General features: G+C 28.6%; 14 protein-coding genes and 1 pseudogene. 9 read left to right on the forward strand and 6 right to left on the reverse strand.

The genetic code is table 11. The features are described 5' to 3' along the window. Positions 1–31 precede the first annotated feature (31 nt). Positions 32–1087: a 3-isopropylmalate dehydrogenase gene (gene leuB / locus ACJJVK_RS11330; protein ID WP_405566066.1), complete on the forward strand. Its 1056-nt coding sequence runs from the start codon at positions 32–34 to the stop codon at positions 1085–1087. 59 nt (positions 1088–1146) lie between these two features. Here leuB and ACJJVK_RS11335 read toward each other — a convergent pair whose 3' ends face one another. Continuing rightward, positions 1147–3609 (reverse strand): FG-GAP-like repeat-containing protein, encoded by a 2463-nt coding sequence (locus ACJJVK_RS11335; protein WP_405566068.1) that lies wholly within the window; start codon positions 3607–3609, stop codon positions 1147–1149. A 55-nt stretch (positions 3610–3664) separates the two neighbouring features. Between ACJJVK_RS11335 and ACJJVK_RS11340 the strand changes: the two are divergent. Then, positions 3665–3943: pseudogene (locus ACJJVK_RS11340) on the forward strand (isocitrate/isopropylmalate family dehydrogenase); the annotation flags it as partial. Between the two features lie 105 nt (positions 3944–4048). Here the strand turns inward: ACJJVK_RS11340 and ACJJVK_RS11345 are convergent. The 4 genes from ACJJVK_RS11345 to ACJJVK_RS11360 all read right to left on the reverse strand — a co-directional run bounded on the left by ACJJVK_RS11345 (position 4049) and on the right by ACJJVK_RS11360 (position 7649). After that, positions 4049–5101 carry a M28 family metallopeptidase gene (locus ACJJVK_RS11345; RefSeq protein WP_405566070.1) on the reverse strand — a complete coding sequence of 351 codons (1053 nt, stop codon included), beginning with the start codon at positions 5099–5101 and terminating at the stop codon, positions 4049–4051. Between the two features lie 71 nt (positions 5102–5172). Beyond that, on the reverse strand, positions 5173–5970 hold the full coding sequence (locus ACJJVK_RS11350) for an ABC transporter ATP-binding protein (RefSeq protein ID WP_405568361.1): 798 nt from the start codon (positions 5968–5970) through the stop codon (positions 5173–5175). A 37-nt stretch (positions 5971–6007) separates the two neighbouring features. Further along, positions 6008–7036, reverse strand: coding sequence for a FecCD family ABC transporter permease (locus ACJJVK_RS11355; RefSeq protein WP_405566071.1), 1029 nt, complete (start codon positions 7034–7036; stop codon positions 6008–6010). Between the two features lie 31 nt (positions 7037–7067). Beyond that, positions 7068–7649, reverse strand: coding sequence for a non-canonical purine NTP diphosphatase (locus tag ACJJVK_RS11360; RefSeq protein ID WP_405566073.1), 582 nt, complete (start codon positions 7647–7649; stop codon positions 7068–7070). 864 nt (positions 7650–8513) lie between these two features. Between ACJJVK_RS11360 and ACJJVK_RS11365 the strand changes: the two genes are divergently transcribed. Next, positions 8514–9254 carry a helix-turn-helix domain-containing protein gene (locus ACJJVK_RS11365; protein ID WP_405566075.1) on the forward strand — a complete coding sequence of 247 codons (741 nt, stop codon included), beginning with the start codon at positions 8514–8516 and terminating at the stop codon, positions 9252–9254. Positions 9255–9259: 5 nt separating this feature from the next. Here ACJJVK_RS11365 and rlmH read toward each other — a convergent pair whose 3' ends face one another. Next, complete coding sequence (gene rlmH / locus ACJJVK_RS11370; RefSeq protein WP_405566077.1) at positions 9260–9733, reverse strand: 23S rRNA (pseudouridine(1915)-N(3))-methyltransferase RlmH; 474 nt, start codon at positions 9731–9733, stop codon at positions 9260–9262. Positions 9734–9905: 172 nt separating this feature from the next. On the opposite strand from rlmH, the gene nadC reads away from it, so the two are divergent. The 6 genes from nadC (at position 9906) to ACJJVK_RS11400 (ending at position 19851) form a co-directional block, all read left to right on the forward strand. Then, the gene (gene nadC / locus ACJJVK_RS11375; protein ID WP_405566078.1) at positions 9906–10763 is read left to right on the forward strand and encodes a carboxylating nicotinate-nucleotide diphosphorylase; all 858 of its coding nucleotides are present in this window, start codon (positions 9906–9908) and stop codon (positions 10761–10763) included. Positions 10764–10840: 77 nt separating this feature from the next. Beyond that, entirely contained in the window at positions 10841–11431 is a 591-nt protein-coding gene (locus ACJJVK_RS11380) for a pentapeptide repeat-containing protein (protein WP_405566080.1), read from the forward strand. 66 nt (positions 11432–11497) lie between these two features. Beyond that, complete coding sequence (locus tag ACJJVK_RS11385) at positions 11498–12445, forward strand: YihY/virulence factor BrkB family protein (protein WP_215994942.1); 948 nt, start codon at positions 11498–11500, stop codon at positions 12443–12445. A gap of 112 nt (positions 12446–12557) precedes the next feature. Further along, the gene (gene hisS, locus ACJJVK_RS11390) at positions 12558–13922 is read left to right on the forward strand and encodes a histidine--tRNA ligase (protein WP_405566083.1); all 1365 of its coding nucleotides are present in this window, start codon (positions 12558–12560) and stop codon (positions 13920–13922) included. 175 nt (positions 13923–14097) lie between these two features. After that, entirely contained in the window at positions 14098–14787 is a 690-nt protein-coding gene (gene folE, locus ACJJVK_RS11395) for a GTP cyclohydrolase I FolE (protein ID WP_215994944.1), read from the forward strand. A gap of 309 nt (positions 14788–15096) precedes the next feature. Then, positions 15097–19851 carry a glycosyl hydrolase gene (locus ACJJVK_RS11400; protein WP_405566085.1) on the forward strand — a complete coding sequence of 1585 codons (4755 nt, stop codon included), beginning with the start codon at positions 15097–15099 and terminating at the stop codon, positions 19849–19851. Positions 19852–20045: the final 194 nt, after the last annotated feature.

Below are 20045 nucleotides of genomic sequence, written 5' to 3' on the forward strand. Positions count from 1 at the left end.
ATAAAGTCGAGATGACAAAAATTAAAAAGAAATGAAATTAAATATCGCATTATTAGCAGGAGATGGAATTGGTCCTGAAGTAATTGACCAAGCAGTAAAAGTATCTGATGCAATTGCTAAAAAATTCAATCACGAAATCAATTGGAAACCAGCTTTAACAGGAGCTGCAGCTATTGATGCAGTTGGAGAACCTTATCCAGATGAAACACATGAAATTTGTGTTGCTTCTGATGCTGTATTATTTGGTGCAATTGGACATCCAAGATTTGATAATGATCCTTCTGCAAAAGTTCGTCCAGAACAAGGATTATTAAAAATGCGTAAGAAATTAGGTTTATTTGCAAACGTAAGACCAACGTTTACGTTTCCTTCTTTGTTAGATAAATCTCCTTTAAAAAGAGAACGAATTGAAGGTACTGATTTGGTATTTTTACGTGAATTAACTGGTGGTATTTACTTTGGAGAAAAAGGTAGAAGAGATGAAGGTGAAACTGCTTTCGATAATTGTGTTTATACAAGAGATGAGGTTAAAAGATTAGCTGTAAAAGGTTTTGAACTTGCAATGACTCGTGGTAAAAAATTATGTTGTGTAGATAAAGCAAACGTTTTAGAAACATCAAGATTATGGAGAGAAACTGTACAAGCTATGGAAAAAGATTATCCAGAAGTTGAGGTTTCTTATGAGTTTGTTGATGCTGTTGCAATGCGTTTAGTACAATGGCCAAATAGTTACGATGTTTTAATTACTGAAAACTTATTTGGAGATATTTTAACTGATGAAGCTTCTGTAATTTCTGGTTCTATGGGCTTAATGCCAAGTGCTTCTTTAGGTTCTGATATTGGTTTATTTGAACCAATTCACGGTTCTTATCCACAAGCAACAGGGTTAAATATTGCAAACCCAATGGCTACAGTATTATCTGCAGCAATGATGTTCGAAAACTTTGGTTTACAAGAAGAAGGTAAAGCAATTAGAGATGCTGTAAACAATGCTTTAGACAAAGGAATTGTTACAGAAGATTTAGCAGATGGAGGTAAAGCTTATGGTACAAAAGAAGTAGGAGATTGGTTAGCTGAGAATATTTAGAAGCTTAGTTTACATATATTTATAAAAAAGCACTCCATTTTGAGTGCTTTTTTTATATATTATTTTATAATTAATTTAGTAAAATAATTACTACCATCATTAGTTTCAGCTTTTAAATAGTATACACCTTTGTTAAGGAAACTAATATTTAAACTTGCTGATATGGGGTTAATTTTATTTATTTTATGAACTTCTTTTCCAATAGTATTATAAATTTGAATTTCTGAAAAATTTAATTCTGAATTCCAATTTATATATCCAGAACTAGGGTTTGGATAAATATTAAAATATGAATTCTTATTATCTGTAATTTTGTCAATTGATAAGGTAGATGAATTTATAAAATATTTTACGGTACTATTTAAGTAATCCGTAGATATAATGTCTAATTTACCATCATTATTTAAATCTCCTAAAGAAGCATTTTTATCTAAACTTCCTAAGTTTCCAGGTGATTCAATTGCCACTTGATTTTCAAATTGATTACCATTGAAAAGATAATATAATATCTGATCTCCATCTCCAGATGGATGATAAACTGTTCCAACAATATCCAAGTAACTATCATTATTTATGTCACCTAATACTATTGATTGAAGACTCTGTTGATCAATAAAAATTTTATTAAAAACAGGATTGTTTTGATTATTAGAAATTGAACTCATAAAAATGTTCAAACTGTTTTGGGAATAATCATTGTCTCCAGATACTACAATATCTATGGTACCATTATTATCAATATCACCAAGATCAATATCACTACAGTAAACGGATGAAGCAATAATACTTTCTGCAAAATTTCCTAAGCCATCATTTCGAAAAAATTTCAATATACTTTTATCTTTTTCACCAACTATTATATCATTATCTCCGTCATTATCTACATCAGCACTTTTAAATGAAAAATCCTTATAATATCCGTAATTTGATTCATATATTGGAGCTATGTTTTCAAAGTTAAAATTTAGTTTATTTATTATTTTACTTAAAGGATAAAATCCAGAATTATGAGCAATTAAAAGATCTTCAATTCCATCACTATCTACGTCTTTCAATTCAATTTCTTCTACAAAATATTCAATAGTAATTATTTTTTCTAAACTAAATTTTGTACCATTATTGTTTTTGTAAAACTCTAATTTATCTTGTCTTCCTGCAACTATATCTATAAATCCATCTTGGTCAAAATCAAAAAACTCTATATCAGTAACTAAATTTCCAATACTTTCTGATATTAGAATTTGAGAAGAAAAAATATTATCACCATAGTTTTTATTATAAACAACAGAATTAAAACCAGAAATTATGTCATTTTTCCCATCATTATCCAAGTCTTGAATTTTTACAACAAAGGCTGGAGACATAGGGAATTGTATCAAGGTTTTTTGGTAAATATTAGTACTTGGGTCTATTTCAAACTTTGAAATTAAATTTTTATTATTACTTGCTGTTATTATTTCTAAATTACCATTTTGAGTTAAATCTTTTAAAATAAAATGTTTTACACTAGAAACATTGTTAGAGATTTCAATAAAATTGGAAAATTCGCTAACATCTTCTTGCTTGAACCAACCAATTTTACCACTACTTTTTGTGGTTGCTATAATATCATTTTTTCCATCTTTATTAAAATCTAATATTTTTATATTATATATATCTTCAACTTTATCACCAACAACAATATTATTATTTGAAAAGGAACTTCCTTGTTCGTTTAATCTATAGGAAATATGATCATCATAATGAGATACGAAAAATAAATCTAAATAAGAATCATTGTTAATGTCAAGGAAATCAAATTCATAACCATCACCTGAGGTCTGAGCAGCAAATATTTTGTCACTAAAATTGATTCCATCAATATTTTTAATCCAATATATACTACCTGATGGCTCTCCATTTATAACATCTAAAAAGCCATTATTGTTTAAATCTTTAAGTAATAACTTACTACTACCATAATTATTATTAAACAAAACTTTTTTTGATAAAAAAGAATTATTTCCAGAGTTATCAAATAAAATTACCTCATCTTCAGAACCAACTATAATGTCAATATCTCCATCTTTATCAATATCCTCAGCGACAACTGAAGTTGGTTTTTTTAAACTATTATCAATAATAATTTCGTTAGAAAACTTATAATCTCCTAGATTTTCATACCAAGAAGTAGTATTTTTAAACTCATTGGTTACTAATAAATCAACTAATCCGTCATTATTTAAATCTTTAGGAAAAATATTAAAATTAGAGTAATAAGAGCCATCAGGGTCATACGTTAAAATTTCTCTTTGAAAATGTTGAATATTTCCATTAATATTTTTATAAAAATGAATCTTATTATCATAATAAGAGCCAATAACAATCTCATTAAATCCATTATTATTTAAATCAACAGAAACCATAGATGTAACTAAATTAGAAGAAACTGTTCTATCAATTAGTTTATTAGCTTCAGAGAAATTAACTTGAGTAAATAATAACTGATGGATTAATATAATAAGAAGTGTAATTTTTTTCATTATCTTTTTTAACAAATTTAGTTATTTTAATAAAAAAAAGAATATAATATTTTACCTAATTTCAAGTTCATCTTTAGGTTCTGATATTGGTTTATTTGAGCCAATTCACGGTTCTTATCCACAAGCAACAGGATTAAATATTGCAAACCCAATGGCTACAGTTTTATCTGCAGCAATGATGTTCGAAAACTTTGGTTTACAAGAAGAAGGTAAAGCAATTAGAGATGCTGTAAACAATGCTTTAGACAAAGGAATTGTTACAGAAGATTTAGCAGATGGAGGTAAAGCTTATGGAACAAAAGAAGTAGGAGATTGGTTAGCAGAAAACATCTAAACAAATAAATAAGTTCTATATTTAATTTCAAGAACTTTTTAAGTACAAAAAAAACCAAGCAATTTAAATTGCTTGGTTTTTTATTTTTAGAAAACAAAAAGTAAATTACTTTGTTTTTTCTTCTTTTTTAACTTCAGCTTTATCAGCTATAATTCTTGTTTCTTTATTGGCAACTTCCCAAGCTGTATGAAAAACCAAGCGTGTTCTATTTTCTAATAATTCATAGTTAATTTTGTCTGGTGTGTCAGAAGGTTTGTGGTAATCTGCATGCGTTCCATTAAAATAAAATATAATAGGCACATTATGTTTTGCAAAGTTGTAATGATCTGATCTATAGTAAAAACGATTTGGATCTTTCTCATCATTATACTTGTAATCTAAAGAAATGTTTGTGTACTTTGTATTTATTTCTTCTGATAAATTATGCAATTCTGTACTTAACTTATCAGAACCAATTAAATATACATAATTTGGATTTTCTTTATGTCTTTCATCAATTCTACCAATCATATCAATGTTTAAATCGCAAACTGTATTTGCAATAGGAAAAATTGGGTTTTCAGTATAATATTTAGAACCTAACAAGCCTTTTTCTTCACCAGTAACGTGTAAAAATAAAATAGAACGTTTTGGACCTTTACCTGCATCTGCAGCCATTTTAAAAGCTTCAGCAATTTCTAAAATAGCAACAGTTCCAGAACCATCATCATCTGCGCCATTATAAACTACTCCATCTTTAACTCCTTCGTGATCTAAGTGTGCAGAAATAACTACAATTTCATCTGGTTTTTCTGTACCTTTTATAAAAGCCAATACATTTTCAGAATCTTTAAATTTTCCACGACGTGTATTTTTGTTAATCCATTCTGCAGGTACTTCTTGAAAATAATCATCACTTCCAATTGGTGAAACTATACCTTTATTTACATAGAAATTCTTTAAATATTCAACTGCTTTTTTCTGTCCAGGTTCTCCAGTTTCTCTTCCTTCAAATTCATCTGAAGCATAAGTAAAAAGGTGAGTTCCTAAATCTTTGGCAGTAATAGTTTTTGCGTATTTTGCAGCTTGGTCTACATTTGCATCCTCATTAGATGCGTCTTTACTAGAACTACATGCCATAAAAGCAATTGCACTAGCAACGTACAGTATTTTTTTCATCGATTAAAAAATGTGATTAATTTGAATTAATTTGTTACCAAAAGTAATAAAAAGTAACAGCGAAATCAAAATTAAGACTTGTTTATAATAAATTGCTCTAACTTTTTGTTAAAATTAACGATGTCGTTTGGAAACAAATTATCAAAAGCTTCATTTTCTATGAGTTCTGCAGGGGTTCCTGAATGTATTTTGGAATCTGTGAATAAGACAATTTCATCAGCAAATTTAATACACAAATTTACTTCATGAGAAGATAAAATTATCGTTTTAGAAGTCTCTTTGACCAACTTTTTTAGTAAATCAAAAATTTTAATGGTATGATGCAAATCTAAATGAGCTGTGGGTTCATCTAAAATAATAATATCAGTGTCTTGTGCTAAAGCTCTTGCAATTAGTACTCTTTGTAATTGACCATCACTCAGTTCATAAAAAAACTTTTCTTTTAGGTGATCAATTTCTGTCTGATCAATTGCCCAGTTTATTTTTTCTAAGTCATTTTCTGAAAGTTTATCAATCCAATTGGTGTAGGGTTGTCTTCCAAGTGCTATGAGCTCAAAAACCGTAATTTGACTTTCTGGTAAACGTTCCGTTAAAACCAAACTTAAAACTGTAGAAAGCTCTTTATTTGTAAATCTGTCAATATTTTTTTGATTGATAAAAACCTCGCCTTTTAATACTTTTTGAACTTTAGAAATTGTTCTTAATAACGTTGATTTACCTATACCATTTTTGCCTAAAACTGCAACTAATTTTCTTTTTTCTATAGCAATATCTATCTTAGAAGCTACAATGTTTTGCGCTTTTTTATCTTGATAACCTATGCTTAGATTTTCAGTTTTTAAGATGATGTTTTTATGATGTTTCAAAATTTAAAAAGTTTCAAAGATTACTACTATTGTAAATAGATTATACATAAATCTTCTTTTTTCTAACTAACAACCAAATAACAACAGGAGCACCAAAAAGTGATGTGATTGCATTAATTGGTAGCGTAAATTCGCTTGTTGGTAATTGTGCAATAGCATCGCAAATCAATAGAATAATAGCACCCAAAATGGCTACAGCTGGTATTAATATTTTATGATTAGACGTTGTAAAAAACATTCTTGTAATATGAGGTACAGCCAAACCCACAAAAGCAATAGGGCCAGAAAAAGCAGTAATAACACCAGTTAAAATGCTGGTTATTAATAAAATTATGTTTCTACTTTTTTTAATGTTGATGCCTAAACTTTTTGCATAATTTTCGCCCAATAAAAAACTGTTTAAAGGTTTTATGATTGTTAAAGTTGCAAGAATTCCAATACTATAAATTATAGAAAAAATTAAAATTTCATTCCAACTTAAATTTCCTAAACTACCAAAACTCCAAAATAAATATTGTTGAATTTGGTCAGCTTCAGAAAAGTAAGCTAAAACACTAATTATTGCAGAAGTTAAGGAGCCAAACATTAAACCAATAATTAAAATAGACATTGTGTTTTTTACTTTATTTGCGGCAATAATTACTGCAGATAACACTAAAAAAGCACCTAAGCTAGCAGCAATTGGCAAAGACCAATTAGATATAGAATTGGTAAATAAAAATCCTCCAAAAACAGACGAACCTAAAATTAAAATAGCAACACCTAAACTTGCTCCAGAAGAAATACCTAATACAAAAGGACCTGCTAACGGATTTCTAAATAAAGTTTGCATTAACAAACCACAAATAGACAACCCAGAACCAACTAAAATTGCAGTTATTGCTTTTGGTAATCTAAAATTTAAAATAATTGTTGTCCAACTTTCTTTGGATGAAATACCACCTAAAAGCGTATTTAAAATATCTTTTAAAGGAATAGAAACTGAACCCAAACTAATATTTACAAAAAACAAGAATATCAGAAATACTGATAATAAGATAAAGTGTTTTGTGTAAGATTTGTTTTTCATTTAAAACTTTTAGGTTTCATCTAATTGAAACCTATTTTTTATAATCAGATAAAAAAGCGACTAATTTCTGAATTGCAATTCCTCTATGAGAAATTTTATTTTTTTCTTCAGAACTCATTTCTGCAAAAGACAACTTGTATCCTTCAGGTTTAAAAATGGGGTCGTAACCAAAACCTTTTTCGCCTTGTTTTTCGGTTAAAATATCACCTTTACAAATGCCTTCAAAAAGAAATTTTTCATCATCTAAGTTTAAAGCAACAGCAGTTCTAAATTGTGCTTTTTTGTTCTCTTTAGCTTGTAATTCTGATAATAATTTTTGCATATTATTTTCAGAATTGGCAGGCTCACCAGCAAAACGTGCAGAATAAACTCCTGGTTTTCCTCCTAAACTTTCAACTTCTAAACCTGTATCATCAGCAAAACAATTGTAACCAAATTTATGGGTAATATAATCTGCTTTTAATTTGGCATTGCCTTCTAAAGTTGCTTCAGTTTCATCAATTTCATCAAAACAATTTATGTCTTTTAAACTTAATAAGTCAATTGATGTTGGCAGCATTTTTTGAACTTCAGCCAATTTGTTAAGGTTGTTTGTGGCAAAAACTAATTTCATGAAGCGAAAATAATCATTTTAATGTCGTTAAAGAAAAATACTTAAACCAGTTATTTGATTACTTTTCGTAATAAGAGTTTTACTTTTTTTAGGGTAAAGTTTGTGTAGCGTTATTTAAAATAAAACCTGCCAGTAGTTTTGTTTAATTTAGGTTTTAGAAGTAGATTATTTAAAATCCCCCAATCATAAATAATTATTCTTTTTCCTTTTTTACAAACATTTTAAAACTGACAGGTATATTTATGTGTATTAAGTAGATAATATGCTGTTGTCAAACATATAATAAATAAATAGATTATAGTTCGCTAAAACAGTTGCCTGTTCTTATTTTAGCTAAATCAGTAAGAATTTTAAACAATCAGTAAGATATATTTAAAAAAGAATAATCAATTTTACTACATTTGATTTATAAAATCCCTATTTATTTTGATTGAATCTTTTTTGTTTTTATTTACAGGGATTATTGGAATTGTAACCCTTGCATTAATGTTAAGATTTTATCGTTCTAATCCTTTTTGTAATTTTTTTTTAATTCTTGCTCTAAGCATAGTTTCTATTCGTTTTTTTATTCATGGTAGTTACAATTTTGGTTTACAAACTGTAATAAAACCAGATAGGGGTTTGTTTTCAATTCTATTTTTATTAATTGTACCTAGTTCTTATTTGTATTATAAAAACTTAACTTTTCAAATTAATACGTTTAATTATAAAGATTTAAAACATTTATTTTTTATTCTCTTCTTATTCTTAATTAACGCAATAGATGTTTTAAAACATAGTTTTATTTTTTATTTTGGACGTTTAACGAACCTTTTTTTAATAACATTTTTTTTAGTTTTTTATCTATCAATAATCTTTAAATTATTGAGTAAGAATATTTGGTTTCAAAAAACAATGCTTTTAAATAATGAGCATTTTAAATTGGTTAAAAACTGGACTATTTATTTTTTTGTAATTCATGTACTTTCTAGTCTTACAGTTTTAATTTCTTTATATATAGAAATTAAAAACGGATCTCTGCCTTCTGGGAAATCAATGGCAGTTTTTTTACTACTTTTTTGGTTATTCATTTTTTTTAAAATTTTAATTTCACCAGAAATTTTATATGGGCTTCCAATTCTTAATAAAACGTTATTAAAATTTAATGATACTTTAATAGAAAATACTGAAACTTTAAAACCAAGAACAGATAATTGGATCTTAGAAACGAAAGCTAAAAAAAGCGACCAAGATCAAAAATTACAAGAAAAAATCACAAAAAATATAAGTAGCTATATTTTAGAGGTTGATAAATTAAGTTCTGAAGATTTAATTTTTAGAAACCAAAAAGCTTCTCAAAGCACAATTGCAGAAAAATTAGGAGTACCAACAAGTCATATTGTGTATTTATTTAAATATCATTCTAAGATTTCTTTTTCAGAATATAGAATGAACAGTAGAATTCAAGATGCAATTCATTTAATAAATCAAAAATTTTTAAGTAATGAAACTTTAGAGTCTTTAGCTTACACAACAGGTTTTTCATCTTACAATCCCTTTTTTAGTGCATTTAAAAAAATAACTACTTATTCTCCTCAAGATTATATTAAAGTAAACAAAATCTAGAGTTTTTATTCATGATGATAAGGCTCATTTTTTAAAATCGTAAAACCTCTATACAATTGCTCTACAATAAAAAGACGAATCATTTGATGAGAAAAGGTCATTTTAGATAAGGATATTTTTCCTTGTGCTTTTTGGTAAACAGCATTAGAAAAACCATAAGGCCCACCAATTACCAAAACCAATTGTTTTAAACCAGAATTCATTTTCTTTTGTAGGTATTTAGAAAATTCTATGGATGTAAAATGTTTTCCTTTATCATCTAACAAAATTAACTGATCTGTATTTTGAAGTTTAGAAAGAATTAAATCACCTTCCTTTTCTTTCTGCTGAACTTCGCTTAAATTCTTCACGTTTTTAATATCAGGAATAATTTCGAGTTCAAACTTAATATAATGTTTTAGTCGGTTTTTATATTCATCAATCAATTGAATTAATTGTTTGTTATCGGTTTTACCTATGGCTATAAGTTTAATTTTCATAAGTTCTTAGGTTTGTCACTTCGAGTCATTTTCGATTTTATGAGAAAATTGTATCGAGAAGTTTACTATAATTGTTCTCGATACAAATTTATTCGTTTTCACTCATTAAATTCACTCGAACTGACAAAAAGTTAAAAAATCATTCCTATTTTTACATCAGAAATACGAAAAAATGATATCAAAAGAACAATTTCAGAAAGAATTAGACCTCATTATAAAAAACGCAATTAGAGAAGATATAGGAGATGGAGACCATACATCACTTTCTTGTATACCTGCAAATGCTAAGGGTAAAGCAAAATTACTAGTAAAAGACGATGGTATTATTGCTGGTGTTGAGTTTGCTAAACTTGTTTTTAACTATGTTGATGCAGATTTAGAGGTTGAGACTTTTATAAAAGATGGTGAAAAGGTAAAATATGGTGATATTGTTTTTCACGTTTCTGGTAAATCGCAATCAATTTTAATGGCAGAGCGTTTGGTGTTAAATGCTATGCAAAGAATGAGTGCAATTGCTACTAAAACTGCCTTTTTTGCGAATCTTTTAGAAGGTACAAAAACCAAAGTTTTAGATACCAGAAAAACCACTCCAGGAATTAGAGCTTTAGAAAAATGGGCAGTAAAAATTGGTGGTGGAGAAAATCATAGATTTGCTTTGTATGACATGGTTATGATTAAAGATAATCATATTGATTTTGCTGGCGGAATTACAGCTGCAATTACAAAAACAAAAAATTATTTAGCAGAAAAAGGTTTAGATATTAAAATAATTGTAGAGGCAAGAAGTTTGGCAGAAATTGAAGAAATATTATCTGTTGATGGTGTTTACAGAATTTTAATTGATAATTTTAATTACGAAGATACTAGAAAAGCAGTGGCTTTAATTGGTGATACTTGCCTTACAGAATCTTCTGGAGGAATTAATGAAAAAACAATTAGAGAATATGCAGAATGTGGAGTAGATTTTATTTCATCTGGTGCTTTAACGCATTCTGTTTATAACATGGATTTAAGTTTAAAAGCCATTTAAATTCAATTTTTCCTTGTCTTTCCTGTCTAGGCAGGAATCTCAATATAAAGATACAATTACAAAAAAAGATTCCTGCCTTGGCAGGAATAATAAATATGATAGACAATTATTTCGATAGCGAAGAATACTCCAAAATTGATTTTACAAAATCAAAAATCAAAAAAGGAGAATATGACAATTGTACATTTATCAATTGTAATTTCGAAAGCATTCACGCATCAAATATTCAGTTTGTAGAATGTGAATTTATAGATTGTAATTTTAGCAATACTATTGTAAAAGACACCGCTTTTAAAGATGCTAATTTTAGCAATTGTAAAATGATTGGCATAAAATTCAATGAATGCGATCCTTTTTTATTGCAATTTTATTTTAAAGATTGTCAGTTGAATTATGCATCATTTTATCAATTAAAAATTCAGAGCACAAAATTTAAGAACTCTAACTTAGAAGAAGCTGATTTTACAGAATCTAATTTAACGAGTTCATTTTTTGATAATTGCGATTTAAAAAATACAATTTTTGATAGAACATCATTAGAAAAAGTAGATTTTAGAACCGCATTTAATTTTAAAATAAATCCAGAAGAAAATAGTCTAAAAGGAGCCAAGTTTAGTAAAGAGAATTTAGGAGGATTGTTATCGAGTTATAAAATATGTATAGAATAACTCAACTTAATAATTAAGTAACTTTTAAACTTTACAACTAATTTATACTTTACAACTTTTAAAAAAATGTCAAGAGAAATAGAAGACAAACTTAATAAAATACCAATAATAAATTTGTTGGTTAAATTCGGGAAACAAATAAAAATTCCGGGTTTAATAGGTATGTCTTTATACGATCTTTTAGAATTGTACATTATTGGTATTATAGAAGGTGCTTTAACTACAAGAGCAGGAGGAATTGCTTTCAGTTTTTTTATGGCAGTTTTTCCATTTATGCTATTTATTTTAACCCTAATTCCTTACATTCCTATAGAAGGTTTTCAAGAAGGTTTATTCTCATTTATAAAAGATGTTTTGCCTCCACAAACTTTTGATGCTGTAAATTTGGTAATTGGTGATATTATTAACAATCAATATGGAGGTTTACTTTCCTTCGGATTTTTACTATCTATTTTTCTGATGACCAATGGAATTAACGCCATTTTTGGAGGTTTTGAACACTCTTATCATATAACAGAATTCAGGAGTGTTTTTAGCTCATATTTTGTGGCTTTAGGTGTCTCTTTGTTAATTTCAATTTTCTTAATATCAACTGTAATTTTGGTAATATTATACCAGTTTGCATTAACTAAGATTGATGAAATTGGTTGGCTAAATACCTCAGACTTAAACCTATTTTATTATGGAAGAGGTTTACTGTTTGTTTTGATGATTTTTATAATTGTTTCACTACTCTTTAGGTATGGAACAAAACAAGGAAAAGAAATTCGGTTTTTCTCTGCAGGCGCTGTTTTAACTACAGTTGTATCAATTTTTACTTTTTATTTATTCGGAATTTACGTTTTAAAATTTGCACAATACAATCAGTTATATGGTTCTATTGGTACACTTTTAATTTTGATGCTTTTTGTTTGGTTAAATTCCATTATTTTGTTGTTGGGTTTTGAGTTAAATGCCTCTTTACACAAGTTAAAAAGGATAAATAAAACCTTTATATCACGTAATAAATTATAAGTTTTTCACGATATTTGCGCTCTTAAATTTACAATTACAAAATCATAATTACGAATTTTTAGGTTTTAGTGATTTGCTCATTAATAAAAATACGTAATTCATAATTATTTATATGAAACCAAGCATTCCAAAAGGAACTAGAGATTTTTCGCCAACAGAAGTTGCCAATCGTACTTACATAATGAACACGATTAAAACTGCTTTTGAAACTTTCGGATTTCAACCAATTGAAACTCCAAGTTTTGAGAATTCATCAACTTTAATGGGGAAATATGGAGAAGAAGGAGATCGCCTGATTTTTAAAATTTTAAATTCTGGGGATTTTCTTAAAAAAGCAGATGAAAAATTATTGTCAGAAAAAGAAAGTACAAAAGTAACTGCGCAAATTTCTGAAAAAGCATTAAGATACGATCTTACTGTACCTTTTGCAAGATATGTTGTACAACATCAAAACGAAATTACATTTCCTTTTAAAAGATATCAAGTACAACCAGTTTGGAGAGCAGATAGACCACAAAAAGGACGTTTTAGAGAATTTTTTCAATGTGATGCAGATGTTGTTGGGAGTAAATCTTTATGGCAAGAAGTTGAGTTTATTAAGTTATATGATACTGTTTTTAGTAAGTTAGGTTTAGAAAAAACGACCATTAAAATCAATAATAGAAAAATACTTTCTGGTATTGCAGAAGTTATTGGCGCGCAAGATAAGTTAATCGATTTTACTGTAGCTTTAGACAAGTTAGATAAAATTGGTCAAGAAAAAGTAGAAACAGAAATGTTGGCTAAAGGTATTACTCAAGAAGCGATTCAAAAAGTGCAACCTTTATTTTCTTTTGATGGTACAAATGAAGAGAATTTAGATGCTTTAGCAGCAATGTTACAATCATCAGAAGAAGGAATAAAAGGAGTAGAAGAGTTATGTTTTGTTATAAATTCAGTTTCTGAATTAGGTTTAGCATCTGCTAATTTAGAAGTAGATGTAACTTTAGCAAGAGGATTAAATTATTACACAGGAGCAATTTTTGAAGTGTCTGCTCCAGAAGGTGTAAAAATGGGTTCTATTGGTGGTGGAGGAAGATATGATGATTTAACAGGAATATTTGGTTTAAAAGATGTTTCTGGAGTTGGTATATCTTTTGGATTGGATAGAATTTACCTAGTTTTAGAAGAGTTAGGTTTGTTTAAATCTGTTGATTTGCCAAAACCAAAAGTGTTGTTCATCAATTTTGGAGATGCAGAAGCTTTGTATTCTATGAAAGCAATTGCTGAGTTAAGAAAGCAAAATATAAAATCAGAATTATATCCTGATGCTGCAAAAATGAAAAAACAGATGAATTACGCTAACAAACGCGAAATTGAATTTGTTGTTTTGGTAGGTTCTCAAGAAGTAGAAAAACAAGAGTATACGTTAAAGAATATGGTTTCTGGTGAGCAAACAAAATGTTCTTTATCAGAATTAATAGAAAAAATAAAATAGCTTTTATAAGTTATAAGTGAGGTTTATAGCATCAATTTAACTTCTAATTTTTAAACTTAGTTTCTATCAGTTTAAGTTGTAGTTATCAAGAGTTATTATGTTATAACGATAATTGATGTAAAATTGATTAAAATACGTTGCAAACACGTAAATTTGCACTTTAATATAGATTGAAATGTTTGAATTAAGCAGCAAAATGAATGACGAAAGAATAAAAGAAATTGGTGAGAATCACATTGGTACATCAGCAAAAACGCCTTTAAGAGCAGATGCTTTTGATATTACTAATGAAGAAAAAATCAATAGAATTCAAGAAAGTGTTAAAGATATTTTAAACACTTTAGGTATGGATTTAACAGACGATAGTTTACAAGGTACACCAAAAAGAGTGGCAAAAGCTTTTGTAAATGAGATATTTATGGGCTTAGATCCTAAAAATATGCCAAAACCATCTACGTTTGATAATAACTACAATTATGGTGAAATGTTAGTAGAAAAAAACATTGTTGTGTATTCTACTTGCGAGCATCATTTATTACCAATTATTGGTAGAGCGCACGTTGCTTATATTTCTGATGGTAAAGTTATTGGTTTATCTAAAATGAATAGAATTGTAGAGTATTTTTCTAAAAGACCACAAGTACAAGAGCGTTTAACAATGCAAGTTGTACAAGCAATGCAAGAAGCATTAGGTACAGATAATGTAGCTTGTGTAATTGATGCAAAACATTTATGTGTAAATTCTAGAGGGATAAAAGATATAGAAAGCTCTACAGTTACTGCAGAATTTGGAGGTAAATTTAAAGAAAGTGAAACCAAAAGAGAATTTTTAGATTACCTAAAAATGAACACAGATTTCGATTGATTTATCAGTTATAAGAATTCATAAAATTATAAAATATAAAAATCCGTTTAGAATTTTCTAAACGGATTTTTTTTGCTCTATTTTATTACTTGTATGGCTATTGTATAGCTTTTTTTTATTACCCTTTATACTTGTATTTTTTGATTTTCATTAAAAAATACCTTTTAAATTAAGGTATCTACAATTTTATCCTTTCTTTTTTATAATTCATTTTATTTTATAGATAATTCATTTTTGTAGTGTTTTTGTATTGTTGTGTTTCTGTATTTGCAATCTTAATAAAGATAGTTTTACATAAAACTCAAAAATATGTATATAAAATTAAGAATTAAATTATTAAAGTTGTTTTTGTTTGTATTTACTACAACTTTATTTTCTCAAACCACACAAGTAGGTAGTGGTAGCTACACAACATCATTTCCAGGTACAGATATTGCTGGTAGAAATGGTTTTCCTTCTGGTTCTCCTCAATTAACTGGTAATGCTTTAGGCAAACCAGTACCCACAAATGATTGGTGGTCTAAGTTAGTAAAAGAAAACCATGCAGATAATTTGTTTAATTATCCTATGACAATGAAAACCATAAATACGGGTTTAATTGTTACATATATACCTTCTGGTGTTATTGGTGATTCTGCTCCTATAGAAGTTGGGTTACAAGGTTTATCAACAGACAAAGCAACTGTTTCAGACTATTCAGATTGGACAGTTACTATGAATTGGAAAGATGGTGATAACGAATTAAATGTTACTTCTGGTATTGGAATGCCATTTTTGTATTATGAAAAAGATGCTGATGACGTTGTTCAGATTAAAGTAAATTCTGGATCTACTACAATAAATAATGAACTTTTAATTATTGAAAATGCATCAGATGGTCAAGATTTTGTTTTCTATGCACCAACAGGTAGTTCTTGGTTGCAATCTGGTACTACTTTTACATCTACATTAAATGGAAAAACTTATTGGTCAATGGCTATGTTGCCACAAAACACAAGTAATGTAAGTGCAGTAGCTCAAGATTTAAAAAAATATGCTTTTGTTTTTCCAACAAATACAACTACTGCTTGGTCTTATAATGAAAGTAATTCAAAATTAGCAACTACATTTTCTGTAACTTCAGATGTTAAAGAAGGTACTGAAACTAATATGTTACTGGGTTTATTGCCTCATCAATGGTATAATACAAGTTCTAATTCGCCAGTACCAAGTACGTATTCGTACAATTCTGTTAGGGGAGAATTAAAAATGTTAGAAGGTAATAGTTTTACTGTAGAAAATACATTTAAAGGTATTTTGCCAACTATACCTTATTTGGCAAATTACAGTACAGGTTTTAGTCCTGCAGAATTAGATGCTAAAATTTCTCAAATAGAGAATGATGGTTTAGCAACTTGGACAGATTCTTATAATGAAGGTCAGATGTTAAATCGTTTGGTGCAGACTGCTAGAATTGCAGATCAAACAGGTAATATATCTGCAAGAGATAAAATGATTGCTACTGTTAAAGAGCGTTTAGAAGATTGGTTAAGTTTCGAATCTGGTGAAAAAGCATTTTTGTTTTATTATAATGATACTTGGTCTGCAATGTTAGGTTACCCTTCAGGTCATGGACAAGACACAAATATTAACGATCATCATTTTCATTGGGGTTATTTTATCCATGCAGCTGCATTTATGGAACAGTTTGAACCTGGTTGGTCTGTGAAATGGGGAGGAATGATAAATACATTAATAAGTGATGCTGCTTCTTTTGATAGAAATGATACAAAATTCCCTTTTTTAAGAAACTTAAGTCCTTATGCTGGTCATAGCTGGGCTAATGGGTTTGCTAGTTTTCCTCAAGGTAATGATCAAGAGTCTACATCAGAAAGTATGCAGTTTGCTTCTTCTTTAATTCACTGGGGAACAATTACTGAGAATGATGAAATTAGAGATTTAGGAATTTATATTTACACAACAGAACAAACAGCTGTAGAAGAATATTGGTTTGATGTTTATGATAGAAATTTTGCTAGTAATCAACAATTTAGTTTGGTTTCTAGAGTTTGGGGTAATTCTTATGATAATGGTACTTTTTGGACATCTGATATTGCAGCTTCTTATGGTATAGAATTGTACCCTATACATGGTGGCTCTTTTTACTTAGGTCACAATCAAGAATATGCACAAAAATTATGGACAGAGATTTCACAAAACACAGGTATTTTAAGTAAAGAAGACAATGATAATTTATGGCATGATACCTATTGGAAATATTTATCCATGTCTAATCCTCAAGAAGCAGTAAATCTTTATAATGCTTACCCAGAAAGAAATTTAAAATTTGGTATTTCTGATGCACAAACCTATCACTGGTTACATTCAGTAAATGCTTTAGGAGTAGTAGACGTATCAATTACAGCTGATTATCCTATTGCTTCTGCTTTTAAACAAAATGGAGAAAACACTTATGTAGCTCACAATTATTCTGATTCAGAAATAATAGTCACTTTTTCAGATGGTTTTCAATTAACTGTGCCTGCAAACCAGATGAGAACAAGTAAAGATGTTAATGTTTCTGGTGTTTTAACTTCAGATTTTAAACAAGCTTTCCCTAATGGAAGTGTAAACTTATCAGTAACAGTTTCTGAAAATTCGGTTACAAAAGTCGAGTTTTTTGATGGTGAAATTTCAATTGGTGAAGACACAACTGCTCCTTTTGAGTTTAAAGCACAAAACTTAACATTAGGGGTACATGGTTTTTATGCAAAAGTTTTTGTGGGGAATGAGTTTAATGTAACAAATAATGTAGAAGTTCAAGTTGGTGAACAAGTTTCTTATATTGGAAGTCCACATATAATTCCTGGTGAAATTGAGGCTGGTTTTTATGATAAATTTGAAGGGGGAATTGGGCAAAATATAGCCTATGTAGATACTTCTATTGGTAATAATGGAGATTTTAGAGCAGAAGAAAATATTGATGCTGCTATTGTAAATGGAGAAGGCGCAACTGTGGGTTGGAATGGAGCAGGAGAGTGGATGGAGTATACTGTAGACGTGCAAACTGCAGGAGTTTACGATTTAAGTTTTAGATATGCTTCTGGTAACGAAAATGGTGGTGGACCATTTTATTTTGAAGTTGATGGCAATAAAATAAGTCCTGATATTTCTGTTGATTATACATCAGATTGGGATGTTTGGCAAACCAAAAATGTAACAGATATTCAACTGACTAAAGGTGAAAATATTTTACGTTTGTTTATTGAAAATGGTGAGTTTAATTTAGGAAAAATGACCTTTACTTATAAAGAGGCTTTATCATTTGTGCCTCCAATTGCAGATGCAGGAGTAAATGTTTCTGTAGTATTACCAAGTACAACTGCAATTTTAGATGGTTCTGCCAGTAATGATTCTGAAGGAGAAATAATTACATATAATTGGGAGCAAATTTATGGACCATCTTCTATTTCTTTTAATGATAAAACAATAGCATCACCTAATATTTCTAATTTAGTTGAAGGTGTATATAAATGTAAATTAACAGTTAACGATGGCACTTATTCAGCAAATGATGAGGTATTAGTTTTGGTTTCAAGTGGAGGTAATATAAAACCTACAATATCAATAACTTCTCCTAGTAATAATACATCTTTTAAAGAAGGTGAAGATATTACAATCTCTGTAACTGCAACAGATTTAGATGGTACAGTTACTTTAGTCGAATTTTTTAATGGAACTACAAAATTAGGAGAAGACACTTCAGCTCCTTTTAGTTTTAGTTGGATGGAAGCAAGTATTGGAACTCATAAAATTACAGCAATTGCTACAGATAATTTAGGAGCACAAACAACATCCGAAGAAATTAGTGTTGATGTATCTGATGAAAAATCTTGTACAGAAATATCTACAGAAGCACAACAAGGAGCATTTTCTGAAGGTTATGAAGTTACTTTTGAAACAATTGGTACAAGTGTAACCATAACTTTTAAATTATTAGATACTGATAAAGTAGGTGTAGTTGCATATTTATGGCAGCAAACACCATTTATCGAATCTGAATTTGATCAAACAGATGGTTTAAGTTTTTCTAAAACAATTAGTGGTTTAACATTAGGAGAAACTATAACTTATGGATGTAAGTTTGCATATTCAGGTGGTTTGTCTGCAACAAAATATTTCGATTATGTTGTTGGTAACAGTTGTAATGGAAGCTCTTCTGATACTATTGCTCCTGAAAATTTTACAGCATCTTTAGGCGCAATCACTGGAAATTCTGTAGAAATTTTATTAAATGCAACCGACAATTCTGGTAAAGTTGTTTATGAAGTTACTTATAATAACAATACAGTTTCTGAAAATGGCGATTCTGGAGTTCAAAAATCTATTATTATTACAGGTTTAAATCCTGAAACTTTATATTCTTTTAGTATTGCAGCAAAAGACCTTTCAGGTAATGAAGCAGTAAATAATTCTATACAATTACAAGCTACAACTACCTCAGATACTAATTCAGAATGTGCAGGGACTTCTAATGAATCTGTAGAAGGTTCTTTTTCATTAGGTTATAATTATGAGTTTACTACAAACGGAACAGATGTAACTTTTACTTTTGAGTTATTAGATGATGAAAAAGTTGGGGTTGTAGCATTTTTGTGGCAACAATCTCCGTTTTCAGAAACTCAAATGGATTTAGTTTCTGGTAAAAAATTCACCAAAACATTAGGTGGGTTTTCAAATGGACAAACTATAAATTATGCCTGTAAGTTTGCATTTGCTGGTGGTTTAGCTGTTACTAAATATTTTTCTTACACAGTTGGTAATGTATGTACTTTAAATACAGAAAATAATGTGTTAGCAGAATCTTTAGAGTTTTATCCAAATCCGGTAAAAAGCATCTTAAATGTAAAAGCTATAAAACTGGATATTTCTAAGATCGAAATCTATTCAGTATTAGGTAAAAAAATGAAAGTGTTTACTACCAATCTTACTAAAATTGATGTAGAAGATTTGTCAAGTGGTTTGTATTTGATAAAAGTTTTTGCTGATGATTTAAGTTATACTACAAAATTTATTAAAGAATAAAGTTTAGTAATTATTTAATGAAAAAAACCGTTTAGAGATTCTCTAAACGGTTTTTTGTCTTTTATTATTTCTGTTTAATTTGGTATCAGTTTTTCTTTTAGTTAATGAAAATAATTACGTGTAAATAACTTTAAACCTATGTGTTTACATGAATTACAAATCAACTTTTAAAAAATAATTTTATTTTTTTGCGA

This window comes from Polaribacter sp. Asnod6-C07 (assembly GCF_045063625.1).
GTDB lineage: Bacteria > Bacteroidota > Bacteroidia > Flavobacteriales > Flavobacteriaceae > Polaribacter > Polaribacter vadi_A.